The sequence below is a fragment of the Empedobacter brevis NBRC 14943 = ATCC 43319 genome, from assembly GCF_000382425.1.
Classification (GTDB): domain Bacteria; phylum Bacteroidota; class Bacteroidia; order Flavobacteriales; family Weeksellaceae; genus Empedobacter; species Empedobacter brevis.
Genome location: NZ_KB908297.1, coordinates 1 through 18,161, shown reverse-complemented (window position 1 = coordinate 18,161; position 18,161 = coordinate 1). Strand labels below are relative to the sequence as shown.

Annotated in this window: 14 protein-coding genes and 1 tRNA gene; 8 read left to right on the top strand and 7 right to left on the bottom strand. The window is 32.2% G+C overall.

Annotation, left to right across the window (positions count from 1 at the left end; all coding sequences use genetic code 11):
- The first annotated feature begins 38 nt into the window (after positions 1–38).
- Together H277_RS0111345 and H277_RS19760 are read left to right on the top strand one after the other, a co-directional pair.
- Positions 39–365, top strand: coding sequence for a DMT family transporter (locus tag H277_RS0111345; protein ID WP_019975715.1), 327 nt, complete (start codon positions 39–41; stop codon positions 363–365).
- A 41-nt stretch (positions 366–406) separates the two neighbouring features.
- Positions 407–1,231: a helix-turn-helix domain-containing protein gene (locus H277_RS19760; RefSeq protein WP_019975714.1), complete on the top strand. Its 825-nt coding sequence runs from the start codon at positions 407–409 to the stop codon at positions 1,229–1,231.
- Positions 1,232–1,607: 376 nt separating this feature from the next.
- Here H277_RS19760 and H277_RS0111335 read toward each other — a convergent pair whose 3' ends face one another.
- The 3 genes from H277_RS0111335 to H277_RS0111325 are packed head-to-tail and all read right to left on the bottom strand — an operon-like array spanning position 1,608 to position 4,602.
- The gene (locus tag H277_RS0111335; RefSeq protein ID WP_019975713.1) at positions 1,608–2,960 is read right to left on the bottom strand and encodes a UDP-N-acetylmuramate--L-alanine ligase; all 1,353 of its coding nucleotides are present in this window, start codon (positions 2,958–2,960) and stop codon (positions 1,608–1,610) included.
- Positions 2,961–2,978: 18 nt separating this feature from the next.
- Entirely contained in the window at positions 2,979–3,863 is an 885-nt protein-coding gene (locus H277_RS0111330; protein ID WP_019975712.1) for a lysophospholipid acyltransferase family protein, read from the bottom strand.
- A 19-nt stretch (positions 3,864–3,882) separates the two neighbouring features.
- Complete coding sequence (locus H277_RS0111325) at positions 3,883–4,602, bottom strand: NUDIX hydrolase (protein WP_019975711.1); 720 nt, start codon at positions 4,600–4,602, stop codon at positions 3,883–3,885.
- Positions 4,603–4,753: 151 nt separating this feature from the next.
- Between H277_RS0111325 and H277_RS0111320 the strand changes: the two genes are divergently transcribed.
- The 5 genes from H277_RS0111320 to H277_RS18980 all read left to right on the top strand — a co-directional run bounded on the left by H277_RS0111320 (position 4,754) and on the right by H277_RS18980 (position 9,971).
- A complete protein-coding gene (locus H277_RS0111320) occupies positions 4,754–6,862 on the top strand; it encodes a M3 family metallopeptidase (protein ID WP_019975710.1) in 2,109 nt (702 codons plus the stop codon).
- A 95-nt stretch (positions 6,863–6,957) separates the two neighbouring features.
- Positions 6,958–7,686 carry a YebC/PmpR family DNA-binding transcriptional regulator gene (locus H277_RS0111315; RefSeq protein WP_019975709.1) on the top strand — a complete coding sequence of 243 codons (729 nt, stop codon included), beginning with the start codon at positions 6,958–6,960 and terminating at the stop codon, positions 7,684–7,686.
- 81 nt (positions 7,687–7,767) lie between these two features.
- Complete coding sequence (locus H277_RS0111310; protein WP_019975708.1) at positions 7,768–8,175, top strand: hypothetical protein; 408 nt, start codon at positions 7,768–7,770, stop codon at positions 8,173–8,175.
- A 134-nt stretch (positions 8,176–8,309) separates the two neighbouring features.
- Positions 8,310–8,394, top strand: a tRNA-Ser gene (locus H277_RS0111305).
- Between the two features lie 302 nt (positions 8,395–8,696).
- Positions 8,697–9,971, top strand: a complete 1,275-nt coding sequence (locus tag H277_RS18980) for a DUF3748 domain-containing protein (protein ID WP_019975707.1) — start codon at positions 8,697–8,699, stop codon at positions 9,969–9,971.
- Between the two features lie 200 nt (positions 9,972–10,171).
- On the opposite strand, the gene H277_RS0111295 is transcribed toward H277_RS18980, so the two are convergent.
- Entirely contained in the window at positions 10,172–11,680 is a 1,509-nt protein-coding gene (locus H277_RS0111295) for a bifunctional GNAT family N-acetyltransferase/carbon-nitrogen hydrolase family protein (protein WP_019975706.1), read from the bottom strand.
- A 104-nt stretch (positions 11,681–11,784) separates the two neighbouring features.
- On the opposite strand from H277_RS0111295, the gene H277_RS0111290 reads away from it, so the two are divergent.
- Positions 11,785–12,822: a hypothetical protein gene (locus H277_RS0111290; protein ID WP_019975705.1), complete on the top strand. Its 1,038-nt coding sequence runs from the start codon at positions 11,785–11,787 to the stop codon at positions 12,820–12,822.
- 49 nt (positions 12,823–12,871) lie between these two features.
- Here the strand turns inward: H277_RS0111290 and H277_RS0111285 are convergent, their stop codons facing one another.
- From H277_RS0111285 to H277_RS0111275, 3 genes are all read right to left on the bottom strand, one after another.
- A complete protein-coding gene (locus tag H277_RS0111285) occupies positions 12,872–13,129 on the bottom strand; it encodes a hypothetical protein (RefSeq protein ID WP_019975704.1) in 258 nt (85 codons plus the stop codon).
- 26 nt (positions 13,130–13,155) lie between these two features.
- Complete coding sequence (locus H277_RS0111280) at positions 13,156–16,155, bottom strand: T9SS type A sorting domain-containing protein (protein ID WP_019975703.1); 3,000 nt, start codon at positions 16,153–16,155, stop codon at positions 13,156–13,158.
- A 180-nt stretch (positions 16,156–16,335) separates the two neighbouring features.
- Complete coding sequence (locus tag H277_RS0111275; RefSeq protein ID WP_019975702.1) at positions 16,336–17,775, bottom strand: glyceraldehyde-3-phosphate dehydrogenase; 1,440 nt, start codon at positions 17,773–17,775, stop codon at positions 16,336–16,338.
- Between the last annotated feature and the right edge of the window lie 386 nt (positions 17,776–18,161).

Here is an 18,161-nt window from a genome sequence, read left to right as displayed (position 1 = left end):
AAAAAGTAGCCTTAATTTTTATAAATAAAAACAAAACAATGAATTGGATTATTTTACTTATTGCAGGATTATGTGAAGTCGGTTTTGCATCTTGTCTAGGAAAAGCAAAAGAGGCGACAGGAAATGACACATATTTATGGTATGGAGGGTTTCTTTTTTTCTTAACAGTAAGTATGGTTTTGTTGGTTAAAGCGACACAAACTTTACCTATTGGAACAGCCTATGCTGTATGGACAGGAATTGGTGCTGTAGGAACTGTTTTGGTAGGAATTTTTATTTTTAAGGAACCGGCAAGTTTTTGGAGAGTCTTCTTTTTAACTTCTTTAATTTGTTCCATTATTGGATTAAAATTTGTGTCAAATTGAACAGTTAAGTTGAGTGAAATATAATCTTATCGAGTTGATTTATGGATAATTTTAATGTTTTTGAGCAAGATGAATTTCTTAAACAGACCGTAGAAAATAAGCGTTTGAAGAAAGATTTAATTCAAACAATTTTTATTAGAAAAGGGAATTTAATAATTTATCAAAATGATCAAGAGATCAAACTTAAACAATACGATGTCTTCTTTCCGGAACCGGATAAATCGTATCAAATCATCTCCAAATCTTTTGATTTGGAATTGTTAAGTTTGGCCTTGACCAAAAAGATTCTAGATACATCTATCATAGATTTAAGTGGTTATGAATACAATCATTTTTTCAATTCAACTAGAATTAACAATTATAATTTTAAAGAAGTTGAATTTTTAGCGTTGGTAGAACTTTTATTGCAATTGAAAAAACGATTGAAAGAGAAATCCACAAAGTTCGTCCGTTATATCCAATATAATTTATTTTATGCTATAGTGTACACAACTTTTAGCGAACTTTCTAAACAGCAAACAATTATTGTCCGAAAAGGAACCCGTAAAGACGAAATTGTAAAACAGTTTTTGGTAGACCTCAACAATCATTATATTGATAACAGAGATGCGAAATATTATGCGGATAAATTGAATATCACTGTAAGGTATTTGACAGAGTGCTGCAAATCGATTACAGGAAGAACTACCAAAGAATTGATAAGCTCTGTTGTTATTCGCGCTGCGAAAGTTTTGCTGAGCGAGACGACAAAAACAATTTCAGAAATATCGAACGAATTAAATTTTTCTGATCAATATTCGTTTGGAAATTTTTTTAAAAAACATCTAAACATCAGCCCTACTCAATTTAGAAAAAATTTACAGTAACTTCCGTTTTTAACATCATTAGAGTACTTTTTAAACTTTTTTTTACTTAAATTTTTTACAACTTTGCCCATATCAAAAGGGTCACTATAATTTTCTAGTGTAAAACAGGGGTGATATTTTGAAGGCGTAGCCTACAAAAGTGAGTAGAGTAAGTTATATCACCTCTGTTTTTAAACTGAAATAAAATGTTTTTAAAATTAATAGTTCCGAAAGTTTAACATAGTTCAACGTTTACTAATATTGAAAAGAAGTAATCCTGAAACTCAATTTATTTTGACCATTTGAAAAAAATAAAAAGAGAACCTAAAATAAGTTCTCTTTTTTCTATATTTTATAGATATTTAAGTAAAAATCACCTTTTTAAAAGGTGATTTTTTTATGCGTTAAATAATTCGTTCAAATGAATTCCACCAAAATTACCAGAACTCATCATCAAAAATACTTTCTCTTTTTTATCTAAATTTTCGATATAAGTTTGTAATTGCTCTCCGTTTGTAAACACTAAAATAGAATCGTCTCCAAATGCTTTTTTGATATCTTCCGGGGAAATCATTGGCATACGTTTTATTTCTAAAGCTTCCGGACTGTACATAACAATTTTGATATCAGCTTTATCCAAAGCACCTTTATATTGTACTAAAAATTCTGGATTTAAAGACGAATAGGTGTGAATTTCTAAACATCCTACAACAGTTTTAGTTGTATATTGTTCTTTTACAGCATTTGTTACCGAAGTGACTTTGCTTGGCGCATGGGCAAAATCTTTGTAGGCAACAAAATCAGGTGTGCGATGAATTAATTCTAAACGTTTTGAAGCTCCTTTGAACGATTGAATGGCTTCATTAAAATCATCATCCATAACACCTAATTGTTTACAAATAGCACGAGCACCTTCTAAATTCATCAAATTGTGGTTCCCAAAAACTTCTAATGGAATCGGGCCATCTTCAGTGTTTATAAATGTACTACCATTGTCAATAAAGTGTTCCGGCAAATGATAAGGAAACTTCTTAATGGCCTTTTCTGTTGCCTCTACAACTTTTACGACCTCTTCATCTGTTTCGTTGTAAATCAAAGCACCTCCATTCACGATAGATTCTACAAATTTTGAGAATTGAGAAGTATAATCTTCAAAGGTTGGGAAAACATTGATATGATCCCAGGCGATACCGGAAATCAACGCAATGTTGGGTTGATACAACAAAAATTTTGAACGGCGGTCTAAGGCAGACGATAAATATTCGTCACCTTCCATAATCATAAACTCATTTTCATCGGTTAATTTTACCATAACATCAAAACCATCCAATTGTGCACCAACCATATAATCAACATCAATGTGGTGGTAATGTAACACATGTAAAATCATGGATGTAATTGTTGTTTTTCCGTGAGAACCACCGATTACAACACGTGTTTTATCTTTAGATTGTTCGTATAGATATTCTGGATATGAATAAATTTTTAATCCCAATTCTTGCGCACGTAATATTTCAGGATTATCTGCGTGAGCATGCATCCCCAAAATTACAGCATCTAAATCTTCTGTAATTTTTTCAGGAAACCATCCCATTTCTTCAGGCAAAATTCCACGTTGAGCTAAACGAGTTTTTGAAGGTTCAAAAATTGCGTCATCAGAACCTGTTACTTGATATCCTTTTTCGTGCAAAGCAATTGCTAAATTGTGCATTGCACTTCCACCAATTGCAATAAAATGAACTTTTTTCATTTTGAGTGTTGTCTTCTTTTAGTCTTTTTTGTTTTCTTCTTCGTACCCCATTTCTTCAAAATCATCAAATTCTTCGTCATCTTCATTTAGATAATCATCTAATGATTTCTCACTGTTTTCTGCAAGAATTTCTCCCATTGGACGAACTTTATTGAATTCCGGAGCTTGCTCAATGGCATTCATTATTTTTTGCATAATCGCATCACTAGAATCATTTTCGTAATCTATTTCTAATGGTTCTTTGAATGTCATTGTTGCATTAATTCCACGCTTTTTGATGCGTAAACCTTTTTTGTCAAAAGCTCTACGGAAACCATCTATCACAACCGGAATAACGATTGGTTTATTTTTTTTAATTAAATGCGCAGTACCTCTGCGTCCTGGGGCAAATGCTGTTGTTGTTCCTTGTGGAAACGTAACTACCCAACCGCTTTGTAAGGCGATATCAATATTGTTGATTTCGCTTAAATCAACTTTTCTATTTACATTTTCACCTTTTGCACGCCACGTTCTTTTAACGGTAACCGCACCTGTGTATGCGAAAAGTTTTGTCAAAAGATTATCTTTCATTGTTTCTTCGGCCGCAACGTAATAGAAATCAATCTTTGGATTTAATAAATAAATGGGATTTTTGATGGTATCAATAAAGCCATTTTTTACACTGCAAAATACATGATACATCGCAAATACATCAGCAAAATAAGTTTGATGATTCGAAACAAATAAAACATTTTGAGCCGGTAAATGAACTAAATTTTTGGTACCACTAACTTTTAACTTATTAAAACCATTGTAACGATTATAGGTAAATGATCCTAATAAGAAAATCAAAGTTCTTTTTAGGAAATATAGATGTCCAAATGAATCGCGAAATGCGTTCTTCTTCTTTGCTTTTTGAGACACGAGTTCTGAATTGTTTAAGTTACAAATTTAATACGATTTTTAGATAATCTTTAAATTCTTCTAAAATCATTGCTGTTGCGCCCCAAAGATATTCATCGTCACCAATATTATAACCTGGTATTTCCACAACTTGTCCGGAAAATTCTCTTTCAAAAACTTCGTAATCAGCATTCAAAAAAGCTTCTAAATTTAACGGAACAACATATTGTACTTCGCGTTCATCCGGATTAAATAGTGGTTCCCCGTGATAAATTCCGATATATGGATAAACCAAAAAATTACTTGGCGGAATATACATTTCGCTTAATTGTCTTACAATTTCAATGTTTTCGTAATCTACACCAAGTTCTTCAACAGTCTCGCGAATAGCAGTTTCATCAAAACTAATGTCTTGTTCTTCAAATTGTCCACCTGGTAAAGAAAACTGATGCGAATGCGCACCTTCGTAAGAAACACGCATGGTAACAGGGAATTCTATTTCACCAAATTCATTTTGATACAATAAAATCATCACAGACGCACTTCTCGGATTGGTACGTTTTACATATTCTAAATCAAATTTTTGGCGATATGGAGGCGAAAGTTTTTGGTGCGAATCCCAATTAGGTAATGCTTCGACACTTTCGGCTAATACATATTTTAATTCTTCTAAATCTAAATACAAAATGGATTGAGTTTTTAGGGTAATAAAAAAGAGTGAAAACTTTTCTTCACTCTTTCCAAAGGTAATTATTTTCACCGAAGAAAATTGAACCTTTTCAGTAAGGTTTATTAATTATTTAACTTTTAAGATTTAGCTTAAATATTTTTGAGCTTTTGGATGAAAAATAGAATATTTTTGAAATTTAACATTATAAGTTTTAACTTCGTTAGGTCTAAAAATAATAAAAATGTTTAATAAAAAACTTTTTTACGGAATGATGGTTGGATCGTCAATCCTAGCCACTTCTTGTAGCGAAAAGTCAACAAATAGTATGTGGAACGATAAAAATCCTTTTTTTGAAGTGAGCACTTTGCCTTATCAAACGGCTGATTTTTCAAAAATTAAAAACGAAGATTTCAAACCTGCTTTGTTGCAAGGAATGGCTGAACAATTAGTCGAAATCAATAAAATTGCTGATAATTCTGAAGCACCAACTTTCGAAAATACATTAGTTGAGATAGAAAAATCAGGGCAATTATTAACACGAGTTAATCATGTTTTTGGATTATTGACTGGAGCAAATACTAACGAAACGTTACAAGTAGTAGAGGAGGAGATGTCGCCTAAATTTGCCGCTCATAGTGATGCAATTTACTTGAATGATAAATTATTTCAACGTGTAAAAACCTTACATGATAATAAAAAATCATTGAATTTAGATAAAGAATCATCTCGTTTGTTAGATGTGTATTATCAACGATTTGAATTGGCTGGCGCAAATTTATCTACTGCACAAAAAGATGAATTGAAAAAATTGAATGGAGAAATAGCCTCTCTGGAAACTAAATTCTCAAATCAATTATTAAAAGGAACAAAATCTGGTGGTGTAATATTCTCGAAAGAAGAATTAGCAGGTTTGAGTGATGCTGATTTAGAAGCTTTCAAACAAGCTGATGGAACATATTTGATTAGTTTACTGAATACTACTCAGCAACCTGAATTGCAAAATATGACCAATGCAGCTTCTCGTAAAAAATTATTTGATGCAGCTTGGATTAGAACAGAGAAAAAAGACGAAAATGATACGCGTGCTACAATTTTAACTTTGGTTAAAAAACGTGCAGAGAAAGCTAAATTATTAGGATTTTCTAATTATGCAGAATGGAATTTGCAAGACCAAATGGCACAAAATCCAACAGCAGCAAAAGGAATTTTGAATCAAATGATTCCGGCAGCAACTGCAATGGCACAAAAAGATGCTAAAGAATTTGAAGCCTTAGCGAAGAAAGAAAATTCGTCAAATACATTAACAGCTGCGGATTGGAACTATTATGCGGAGAAAGTTCGTAAAGAGAAATATGATATCGATGAAAATGAAATGAAACCTTATTTCGTTTTAGATTCAGTTGTAGAGAATGGAATTTTCTTTATGGCGAAAGAATTGTACGGCATCACATTCAAAAAACGCACAGATATTCCAACTTGGCACGAAGATGTAAAAGTGTACGAATTGTTTAACGAAGATGGTTCTCAGTTGGGATTATTTTATACCGATTATTTCAAAAGAGATTCAAAACAAGGAGGAGCCTGGATGAGTAATCTTGTTGAACAATCGCACTTATTCGGAACAAAACCTGTTATTTATAATGTCGGAAACTACACAAAACCTGCAAATGGTCAACCTGCGTTGATTTCGTATGATGATGTAGTGACAACTTTTCACGAATTTGGGCATGCGTTGCACGGTTTCTTTGCGAATCAAAAATATCCAACTTTATCCGGAACAAATGTTTCGAGAGATTTTGTTGAATTTCCATCACAATTTCATGAGCATTATGTGACGGAGCCATCTATCTTGAAAAATTATGCAAAACATTATGAAACAGGAGCGGTAATTCCTGATGCATTAGTTGAAAAGATGAAAAAAGCATCAAATTTTAATAAGGGATATTCGTTAACAGAATTACTATCTGCAGCGGCTCTAGATTTATCATGGCACACTGTTTCTGTTGATAAGCCGATTGTAAGTGTAGACGAATTTGAGAAACAAGCGTTGGTTGATAATAAAACAAATCTTTCCCAAGTTCCACCTCGTTACCGTTCTTCTTATTTTAGCCATATTTTTGGTGGTGGTTATGCGGCGGGTTATTTCGCTTACATTTGGGCAGAAATGTTAGACCACGATGCATATGAATGGACGTTGGAAAATGGCGGAATGACGCGTAAAAATGGTCAGATTTTGCGTGATAAAGTATTTTCTCAAGGGAATTCGGATGATTTAAATACAATTTACAAAAATTTCAGAGGGAAAAAACCATCAATTGAACCAATGTTAAAATACCACGGATTGAAATAATTCGTCGAAAATAATAACAACTTAAAAATCCAGGACATAGTTCTTGGATTTTTTTTGTTTTATGAATAAATTTGCAGCTATTAAAACAAGTATAAATGGGAAGAGCATTTGAATTTAGAAAAGGACGTAAAATGAAACGTTGGGCGGCAATGTCTAAAGCGTTTACTAAAATTGGGAAAGATATCGTAATGGCAGTAAAAGCTGGAGGACCTGATCCGCATTCAAATTCTCATCTTCGTGCGGTGATTCAGAATGCGAAAGCGGTAAATATGCCGAAAGATAACATTGAACGCGCAATCAAAAAAGCATCTGATAAAAATACAGAAAATTATAAAGAAGTTATTTTTGAAGGGTATGGACCACATGGAATTGCAGTTTTAGTAGAAACATCTACAAATAATAACAATCGTACAGTGGCGAATGTCCGTTCATATTTTAATAAATGCAATGGACAATTAGGAACACAAGGTTCTGTTGAGTTTATGTTTGACCATATTTGTAATTTCAAAATCCAAAAACCTGAAGGGGTAGATATGGAAGAATTGGAATTTGCAATGATTGATTTTGGAGTAGAAGAAGTCTTTGAGGACGAAGATGGGGTTGTGTTAATTGCTCCTTTTGAAAATTATGGAACAATCTTTAAATCATTGGAAGAAGGAGGATACGAAATTATTTCATCTGAATTTGAACGAATTCCACAAACAACAAAAGAATTGACAGAAGAGCAAAAAGCTGACATTGAAAAATTATTAGAAAAATTTGATGAAGATGAAGACGTGAATAGCGTTTACCATACGATGAAAGAAGAAGATGAAGAAGAATAATTTTTTCTGAAAATAATAATTTAAAAACCGTTCGAGAGATTGAACGGTTTTTTTATCTTTAAAGTTTTTAAAGAAGCTTAGATGATAAAAGTCTTTACAATTTTAGGTTTAGTCCTGCAATTTCTTGCTTTTTGGATGGCAGCACCAGAAATTCTTGGTGTAGATTGGTTAAGAAAAACAGAAGGATTGATTCGGAAAATGATTAGTCAATTGCCTCAATTGATACTAGCGGTACTTGGGATGGTACTTGGAGTAATGTTTTATCATTCAATGCGCTCTATTTTTGCATTTGTTGTGGTTATCATAATTATTGCAATATTGCTTCTCTTGTATAAAAAATTGGGACAGGTTTTGGATGAAAAAATTTCAAAACCTTTGATCAAAAAATTAATTCTTAATGATACCTTCCGATTTACTTTATTGAAATTTGCAGCATTGTTTTTTACACTTGGTTTTATCATTCAAATCGCATTGGTTCTTTTTTTATGATTTTTTTGAAAAAAATATTTATTTGATACTGAATAAACTAAGGGTTGGTATTAAAAAAACTTTAAATTAATGTTTGGAAAAATAAAAAAGCGTTCTATATTTGCACTCGCAATACCGCAATATACAGCGTTATTGGAGAGTTGGCAGAGTGGTCGAATGCGGCAGTCTTGAAAACTGTTGAGGGTCACACCTCCGGGGGTTCGAATCCCTCACTCTCCGCTAAAAAACCTCAATAGAGAAATCTATTGGGGTTTTATTTTTTTGATATTTTTGAAATCATATTTCAAAGAGTAGAAGAAAAACAAAAAAAACATAAGCGATGCGTGTAAGGTTTCTTAGGAATATTTTGCATTACGTGGGATAATGAAATAGTCCCCACTCTCCACGAAAGCTTCAAACAATTTGTTTTAGAGCTTTTTTTATTTTATCTCCTTTATGATGATCAACTATTGTGATATATAATTATTACCTTTATATAAGAATCTTTTTTAAAGTTTTACTCTTAAAATTAAATCATCAACTTGAAATCAGTTAAACTAACCCAACTTACTTTCGAAAATTTCGGACATACATTACATCATTTTCAAATAGAATCTCCTGACCATTCATTTTTAGTTTATGACAGGAGAAATGATGATACAAAAATAGGAGAGACTTCTATCATTTCTTTATTGGACACCCAAACTTTTGAAAGTACAATTGTTTACCAAACAAAAAAACAAACTCAATTTGGGCCTGGAGTTGGAGCAGCTTCTTTTTCTCCGCTAGAAAATAAAATTATTTTTATTCATGGAATTCGAAATGCAAACAAATCTAATCCTTATTCAGCAACAAGGCGAACAGGAGTAGCAATTGATTTAAAATATCCTGAACAGTCTATTTTTATGGATGCCAGAAATATTACTCCCCCTTTCACAACAGGAGCTCTAAGAGGAGGAACGCATTCTCATTCTTGGAAAAAAGATAAGAACTGGATAAGTTTTACTTATAACGATTATATTCTGGAGCAGAAAGCTAAACACAATTCTCTTATAAAAGATCAACGTGTTGTAGGAATGATGTTTCCAAAAAAAGTAGAAGTTGCAAAAGATGAAACATTTGAAAATAATTCAGGCGAAATGTTTTCGATTATTGTTTCAAAAGTAGTAACAAGCCCTGTTTATGGAAGTGACGAAATAGAAAAGGCCTTTGATGAATGCTGGATAAATTCGACAAATAATATTGCTTTTCAAGGCCATGTTCGAAATGAAAAAGGTAAACTGAAAACAGAAATTTTTATTGCTACAATTCCTAATGAAATTACTTTTAGCGAGAATGATGATCTATTGGGAACAGATACAACTTTACCAAATGTTCCAACTTGTATTTCTCAAAAAAGAATCACGTTTACTGATAATGGAATTAGTCATTTTCGTCACTGGTTACGCTCATCTCCTGACGGAAAAATTATTTATTTTTTAATGGAAGATCAATTTGAAATTACACAATTATTTGGTGTTGATTTAACCACAAATAAAATAACTCAATACTCTTTTTTAGAAAATTCAATAGCATCTCCTTTCAATTTATCATCAGATGGAAAATATGCTGTTTACTTTAGTGGTAAAAAAATTATATCTTCGGATTTATCTCAAAAAAAAGAGCAAATACTCTTTGATTCAAATTTATACAATAATGAATTAACGGGAATTCCTCATTTTTCTAATGACAGAAAAAAAATCTATTTTAATCAATATGTTCAAAATAATTTTAACAAAAAATTCATTCAAATCTTTCAATTAGACATAATATTCTAATTCTCTGAAATGTTAAATTTTCAATTAAACCTAAAAAAGATTTGTTTTGAATAAAAAATAGTTCTAATTTTAGTATAGATACTTAACCGAACCTAGGATCTATACTTACAGAAAAAGTTAGATTGCTTGTTCTTATTCAAGTCCAACCAACAAGAATAAGAACTAAAACAAAACCTCCAATTAAGGAGGTTTTTTTTATATTATTTGATCAGTTTTACTTCGTATAAGTCTTTTCGGCGATCTTTCATTGTCTTTACAGTTCCATATTCATGCAATTCTTTCAAAAGGTACAAATCTACATCGGCAACCAAAACCATTTCCGCATTTGGGGTAGCTTCTGCTTTTACACCATTATTTGGGAAAGAGAAGTCGGATGGAGTAAATACAGCTGACTGAGAGTACTGAATATCCATATTGTTTACTCGTGGCAAATTCCCTACAGAACCCGCAATTGCAACATAACATTCATTTTCTATTGCACGGGCTTGAGCACAGCTTCGTACACGCGTATACCCATTTTGTGTATCTGTCATAAAAGGGACAAATAAGATTTCCATTCCCTGATCAGCTAAGATTCTACTCAATTCCGGAAATTCGACATCATAGCAGATTAATAAACCCACTTTTCCACAATCGGTATCAAAAACTTTTATTTCATCTCCTCCATTCAATGCGTAATATTTGAATTCATTCGGAGTAATATGAATTTTACTGTAAGCATCTAATTTGCCTGAACGATGACACAGAAAAGAAGTGTTATACAATTTCCCATCTTTCAAATGCGGCATAGATCCCGAAATAATATTCACATTATAAGTAATTGCAAATTCTTGAATTTTCTTTACTATATCATCAGTCATTGTTGCAAGCTGATGCATTGCTTCAATTTCTTTCAGGTGATTATAAGGACTCATCAATGGTGTATTGAAAAACTCCGGGAACATAATAAAATCTGAACCATAATCACTCACTGCATTTACAAAAAACTCGATTTGATCGTAAAAATCCTGTAACCCATTAAATAGACGCATTTGCCATTGTACCAATCCAAGACGAATTGTACGTTTTGTCGGAGAGTTTGATTTTAATTCAGGTTCATAGTAAATATTGTTCCATTCTAATAAGGTTGCATATTCTAACGATTCTTTATCATCTTTCAAATAATTTCTTAGAATTTTTTTGACATTAAAATCGTTTGAAATTTGAAAAGCTAAAGTAGAATCGTAAATTTCTTTACTTTTTACTTTTTCAATATACTGACGAGGAGATAATTCTTTCGAATATTTATGGTAATGAGGAATACGTCCCCCGGCAACAATTGATTTAAGGTTCATCTCTTCACAAAGCTCCTTTCTTGCATCATATAAACGTCTTCCTAAGCGAAGTTGACGATAATTAGGATGTACAAAAACTTCAATCCCATACATTGTATCTCCGTCAGAATCATGTTTTAAAAACTTTCCATTAGAAGTTATTGTATCATAATTTGATTCAATATTTGTTTTCTTTGAATTGACAACAATACTCAATGCCGATGCGACAACTTTTCCATCAACTTCTACGCAAAATTGTCCTTGTGGGAAAAGAGCTAACAACTCTTTTATTTCATTAACTGTCCATGTTCCGAGTTGATTTTGATAAGCTTCTTTTGTCGATTCAGTCAAATCACTATAATCTTCAAGTGTCAAATTCCTGACCTGAATATTCATTTTGTTAAGATTTAGATTTTGATTGAATTTAGCAAATATTAATCCAATAAACAATTTAAAAAATAAATTTAAAGCTATCTTCGTGTTGTACAACGAGAGAAAAAATGAAAGATGTTAAAATAGAGTTCAAGAAACCTATTTATCCTGTGAGTTACGAATTGAACCTTTATTTGGAAAAATATCATCGGACGACAAAAGCAAGCATCGAATATGATGATTTGATGCGTTTTTCGGGTTGTGTCGCTTTAGAAGATAAAGAAGGAAATGACACACATTGGTTAGGTGTTTATTATACCGATTCGGAACATCAGGAGATACAAGATAGTTTGAATAGAATTTACACTTATTTACATTCAGATGGAGACGAAGAGTCTTTACCTTATCTTGTTGTGGATTCTATTGATTATTGTACGTTTGGAAATTCAAAACCTTTTAGGATTCGAGTGCGAAATATTTTGAACGATAACTATACTAATTTTTATATTAAAAAAGCGGATGCTTCACGTATTTACGGATTAGAATTAGAAGATATTTTATCACCTCATCGGATCAATTTTTTGGTGTACAAGAACACATTAATCGAAGAACATATTTTAGGTATTCCGGGAGATGTTTTTATTAAAAAGTATTTGGATAAATGCAACGATTTGGAAAAAAATCAGATTGCGAAAGAATTTGTCAAATTCAATGAGCGATGTTTTATAGGTCTTTTAGGCGATATGCGCTCTTACAATTACGTTATCGTTCCTATTCACGATTTTGATCAGGTTATTTACAGGGTTCGTCCCATCGATTTTGATCAGCAGTGTTATGAAGGGAATTTAAAAATTTATCGGCCACAATATTTCAAAGAAAATAAGATTATGGTTGATTTGGTGACGAATCGTTTAAAACCAAATTCAATTGATCAATATCGAAAAGAAGTGAAATCACTTATTTCAAAAAGAATTTCAAATAGTTCGAAACGTTTTCGTGATTTAATGAAAATCATAAAAAACGATATAATTTCTACAGATGAAAATATTATTCAGCTACGAACAGGTTTTGCTAAACTTTATAAAGATCAATCCTATGAAGAGTGTTCAACAATGGGAGAAATACTATACAAAGCAATTGCAAACAGTTTAGAACAGATAAAATAATAAAAGCTTCTCAATTTTGAGAAGCTTTTATATTTAGAATAATTATGATTTACTTTTTAAGCAATTGCTTTCTGAAACGTAAAGCCACTAATCCTGCGCCTATTACCAATAATGGCAAATAATCATCGATTGGTGTTGGATCCGGATCTTCAGTATCTGCTCCTCCTCCTCCAGTACCGGGGTCTACAGCAGAAGTTGTATTTTCATTGTTCGATTCAAAGAACGAAATCTTATTTTTCTGAGCTGATACACCTATCGTACAAAGTAAAGCTCCTACGACCAAGATAATTTGTTTTATATTTTTCATATTGTACTATTTTATTAGATGTTAAATTATTTATTTATAACTTTCTGAGTCTTCACTTTTCCGTCTTCAGTCAGAACTTTTATAACTAAAACTCCTTTTGCAGAAGATTCAACTTGATAAACACTTGTACGAATGTTATCTTTTACAAATATTTTTCTTCCTTGAATATCATATACCTCTACCGAAGAAATTTTATTTTGTTTTGCATCCACTACAATTGTGTTGTTTTTAGTATAAACAATAACATTTTCTTTTGACAATTCATCTGTACCTAATGTTTTATTTGTATACACAAGTTCAAAACGAGTATCAAATATCCCTGCTTTAGAAGCAAATGAATAAGCTGATTCTGATAAGTTATGTACTTGATTTAATTCTTTATCTCTTAAATAAACAATTTGACCTTTTTCGAACAATCCATCAACTTTCTCAATATTAATTGAGTAATTTCCTTGCTCTAACGCCTCAAAACCTAATTTTACGACATCATCGGTTTTAAAAGGTAAGCTACGTCCTTGGATGGCATATGCTTCATTATTAATCAATGAGTAGATTGCTGAAGAACCTCTCTGCATCACTTTTGCATCAATTTGATTATCCGCATCGTTCGTAGCTCCATCCATATAAGCCAATAGAATTTGGCTAATTGTTTTACTTTCTTTTGATAAACTCAACCAAACTCTGTTTTTTTCTGCAATTGAATTTTTATAGAAAAATGCATCTTGTGAAGTTCTCATTGCATTGTTAAAATTAACTGTAGATGTAGCTTGAGAAAGTCCTACGATAAACCCTTGTCCAACAGAAATGTTTGACAAATCAGGAATAACACCACCTACAACATTGAATGCGGCATAATTATTTGCATATTCTGAAGAACCAACAGGGAATTGATGTGTCCAGAAATACAATGAATTAACATTCTCATTAGCTAATAAGAATTTTTCCACATTAATGTTAGAAGCATAAGGGTTACCAACTAAATTGTATCCATTTGCTGTAAATTGAACAGGTACTGTTACATCTCCATTGAACGGAACTCCTAAAAATGCACCATTATGAATTGTATTTTGTCCTGTTGGTAAAGTGTTTTTAACACGGATAGAAACCCCTTTACCCGGTTCAAATAATTTTGAATCTGTATCTGAAGTTAAGATTTGACTAAATTCATCTGTTGTTTCATTATATGTCCAAAAACGATTGTATAATGTTTCCGGAGAGAATGAACGTATAGTTTGTTGCCATGCTTCCTGCTGAACCGGAGAAGACCAGAACGTCATATCATTACGAACCATCGATTTACTATCACGATTAACTGTAATCGCTCCTGAGTTCGCAACGTTTTGATTTTGGATTAAATTAGCACCATTTTCTACAACTAATCCTGTAAGACCAGCTTGATTGTCGATTTTCCCATCAACGATTAAATAAGCACCTGACTTTAAGACAATTGAACCTCCAGCATCTGAAACTGTAAGTGTTTTAGCTTCTAATTGCGTATCAATCGTTACTTCGCCTTTGATGATTACATCTTTTGTAAGATCCGGCGTTCCGTTAGACCATGCTGTTCCGTCCCAAGTTGTAGAATTCTCATCTGTTGAACATTGAATTTTAATATTGTCAATAAATGCTCTTCTCGCTGAAGTTTCTAATTTTAAAGTAGAACCGGCAGCTACGTTTTCAAAACTTACAGTTTGTGTTTCGAAATTATCTGCCATTTTTGCTGTATAAACAACATTTTTAGTTTCTGAACCTAGCGTAAGATTGATACTTCCTTCAACTGCTGTCCAACCTTTTACTTCAAAAGAAACTGTAACATTTCCTGATATTTGATCTAACACTTTTGATGTTACCCCCCCTTTGTTATTACTTGAACCTAATCTAATAGCATTTCCTGCTTGATAAACAGTAGCTACAGTAGGAAAATTAGAATTCCCATTCCAACTTACTGATGAACCAGTTGTTGACGTGTTATTTCCTGATAGCCCTTCAAATTCTTCTTCAAAACAATACGTTGCATTTGGATCTGTTACTGAAACATCAAAAGTTGTACTAAATTCGTTATAATTATTATTACTAACGGCAGTTGCTGTAATAGTTGTAGAACCAAGTCCGTCAAAAGATAACATATTTCCATTTGTAGAAACAATAGAATTATCAGCAGAAGTATACACAATATTTAACCCTTGATCTGTTTGTGATGGTAAACCAGAAAAAGTAGTTCCTTGGTTTTGAGTCAAATGCTCAAAAGTATAATTGACTGTTTGATTTGCTTTTGCTATTTCAAAAGTTACATTAGCCGGATCAGAAGTTCCATATTGATTTGTGGCTGTTACCTGTGCTGTAAATGTTCCTGGTTGTTCAGGTGTACCTGAGAAAACGCCATTGTCAAAGGTAATTCCTAAAGGTAATGTCCCCGTTTGCGTCCAAGAGGTAGGGTTATTAGTCGCTGTCACAGCTCCATCAGACAACAATACACCATAAGTTCCTGTAATTGTTCGTGGAGACACAACTGGTTTTTCCGTTGCTACTCCTGCAGCTGTCCAAGAAATATTATCTAAAGTAAGTTGGGGTCCTGCATTTCTAAAAGTAATAGTTACAGCCCCTGTTTTGTTTATTTCTACTTCATAATTATGAATAGTAGAATCTGTTTGGGATGTTCCAAATGTTGGTGAAGTATAAACAACTACATTATCTACTAAAACTTCAATCTTTCTATTATTTGAACCTCCAGTAAAAGCTTTTCTGACATCAAAAGATAATTTTCCGATTCCATTAGAAATTGTAGTTTCTAATGTATTTCCTGAAGCTTGAAATAAAATTCCTTTGTTTGTGATTGGATATGTACCTTCATTTCTTGCATTTGTATAATTCCATACAATTCCTCCTGTTTCTCCATCAAATGATCCTGTTGCATAAGAATTACTTAATGCTGTTTGGGACTCAAAAGTTTCTGTTCCCTGTCCAAAAGCAAATCCTGTCAACAAACAGGTTAGCAGAGATGTTTTAAAAAAGTAAAGTTTTTTCATACAATAAATTGTTTTTAGTTTTTTTCAAAAATAATGTTAATTTTTAATTCTTGCATTAATATAACATTAACAAATGTAAGACATAAAATTAACTTAGCTGTTTTTAAACGAATATGTTACAAAAAAATCCACCAACTTTCCAGTCAGTGGATTAATTTTAAATAAAGGGAAAAAATACTATTAATAGTATGTGTATCTTCTAACACCGGCAATATGTTTTGCTAAACGCATTACCTGGTGGCTATATCCATATTCATTATCGTACCATACGTACAAGACAACATTTTTACCATCTGCAGATACAATTGTTGCATTGCTGTCAAAAATAGAAGGAGCAGAAGTTCCTACAATATCAGAAGAAACCAATTCGTTGTTCAACGAATATTTAATTTGCTCTACCAATTCTCCATTTAATGCCGCACTTTTCATAATATTATTTACATCCTCTACAGAAGTATTTTTATCAACTTCCAAATTTAACACAACTAATGATCCATTTGGAACAGGTACGCGAATTGCATTAGATGTTAATTTACCTCCTAAACTAGGTAAAGCTTTCGCTACAGCACTACCGGCACCAGTTTCTGTAATAACCATATTTAAAGCAGCAGCACGTCCACGACGGTATTTTTTGTGCATATTATCAACCAAGTTCTGATCATTTGTATAAGCATGAATCGTTTCTAAATGACCTTTCACAACACCTAGGTTATCTTCTACAACTTTTAGTATTGGAGTGATTGCATTTGTAGTACAAGATGCCGCTGAGAAAATATCTACATTTTCCGGGCTGTATTCTTCATGATTAACACCATATACAATATTTGGAACTCCTTTTCCGGGAGCTGTTAATAATACTTTATCAGCTCCTTTAGATTTTAAATGACGAGACAAGGCTTCTTCATCTTTAAAAACACCTGTATTATCGATCACTAAGGCATTGTTAATACCATAAGCAGTGTAATCTATATCTTCTGGCTGTGCAGCAGAAATCATATGTATTGTCACGCCGTTTACGATCAACGCATTGTTTTCATGATCTGCTATAACGTTCCCATCAAAATCACCATGAACAGAATCATGACGTAATAAAGAAGCTCTTTTTTCTAATAAAACAGGATCATTTTTATCACGAGTGACAACAGCCCGTAATCTTAATTGTTGTCCTTTTCCCATTTGAGAAGCTAACTCACGTGCTAACAAACGTCCAATTCTACCAAAACCGTATAAAACAACATCTTTTGGTTCAACACTTTTAACATTTCTACTTGCACTTAATTTTTCTTCCACAAAAGCTTCTGCAGAAGTATAGTTTCCTGAAGTGTATTCTTTTGCCAATTTTCCAACATCAAGTCTTGAAGCTGGTAAATTTGCCTGAGAAATTGCTTTTGCTATCGCTAGTGTATCATCAATTGCAATCTTTTTCTCAACAAATTCTTCTGCATATTGGTGTAAATTTACGATATCACTAACGTTTTTGTCAACCAGTTGATTACGGAAAATTACCAGTTCAACAGATTGATCATACCATAGATCAGAAACAATTTTAATGAATTCTACAACTTTTTTGCTCATTTCATTGAAAGATGCGAGTTGCTGATCATAAGAAGAGTGGTTCATTTTAGAAAATGTTTATTTTGTGTTTATTTACTTAATTCTTGGCAAAAGTAATCAATTATAACGATTTCGTATATTTTTTTTACAAAAACTAATTATTGTCATGTAAATGTACCTATTTCTGCGAAAAAAAGAAATAAAAGAAATGAAATGTTTTTTATTCAAAAAATAATGAATATTCCATTTATTTATAAATAACTGATTTTTATAGTTTTAATTATTTAAGGCAATGTAAAATAAGTCTACGAAAACGTTTTCGTTAAATTGAGGTTGAAAATTTTAATTTGGTAATTCAAAAAAGCGTTCTATATTTGCACTCGCAATACCGCAATATACAGCGTTATTGGAGAGTTGGCAGAGTGGTCGAATGCGGCAGTCTTGAAAACTGT

Bases quoted from the DNA above. Each gene is read 5' to 3' on its own strand.
- H277_RS0111345 (WP_019975715.1), top strand. From the start codon at position 39: ATGAATTGGATTATTTTACTTATTGCAGGATTATGTGAAGTCGGTTTT.
- H277_RS19760 (WP_019975714.1), top strand. From the start codon at position 407: ATGGATAATTTTAATGTTTTTGAGCAAGATGAATTTCTTAAACAGACC.
- H277_RS0111335 (WP_019975713.1), bottom strand. From the start codon at position 2,960: ATGAAAAAAGTTCATTTTATTGCAATTGGTGGAAGTGCAATGCACAAT.
- H277_RS0111320 (WP_019975710.1), top strand. From the start codon at position 4,754: ATGTTTAATAAAAAACTTTTTTACGGAATGATGGTTGGATCGTCAATC.
- H277_RS0111315 (WP_019975709.1), top strand. From the start codon at position 6,958: ATGGGAAGAGCATTTGAATTTAGAAAAGGACGTAAAATGAAACGTTGG.
- H277_RS0111310 (WP_019975708.1), top strand. From the start codon at position 7,768: ATGATAAAAGTCTTTACAATTTTAGGTTTAGTCCTGCAATTTCTTGCT.
- H277_RS0111295 (WP_019975706.1), bottom strand. From the start codon at position 11,680: ATGAATATTCAGGTCAGGAATTTGACACTTGAAGATTATAGTGATTTG.
- H277_RS0111290 (WP_019975705.1), top strand. From the start codon at position 11,785: ATGAAAGATGTTAAAATAGAGTTCAAGAAACCTATTTATCCTGTGAGT.
- H277_RS0111285 (WP_019975704.1), bottom strand. From the start codon at position 13,129: ATGAAAAATATAAAACAAATTATCTTGGTCGTAGGAGCTTTACTTTGT.
- H277_RS0111280 (WP_019975703.1), bottom strand. From the start codon at position 16,155: ATGAAAAAACTTTACTTTTTTAAAACATCTCTGCTAACCTGTTTGTTG.
- H277_RS0111275 (WP_019975702.1), bottom strand. From the start codon at position 17,775: ATGAACCACTCTTCTTATGATCAGCAACTCGCATCTTTCAATGAAATG.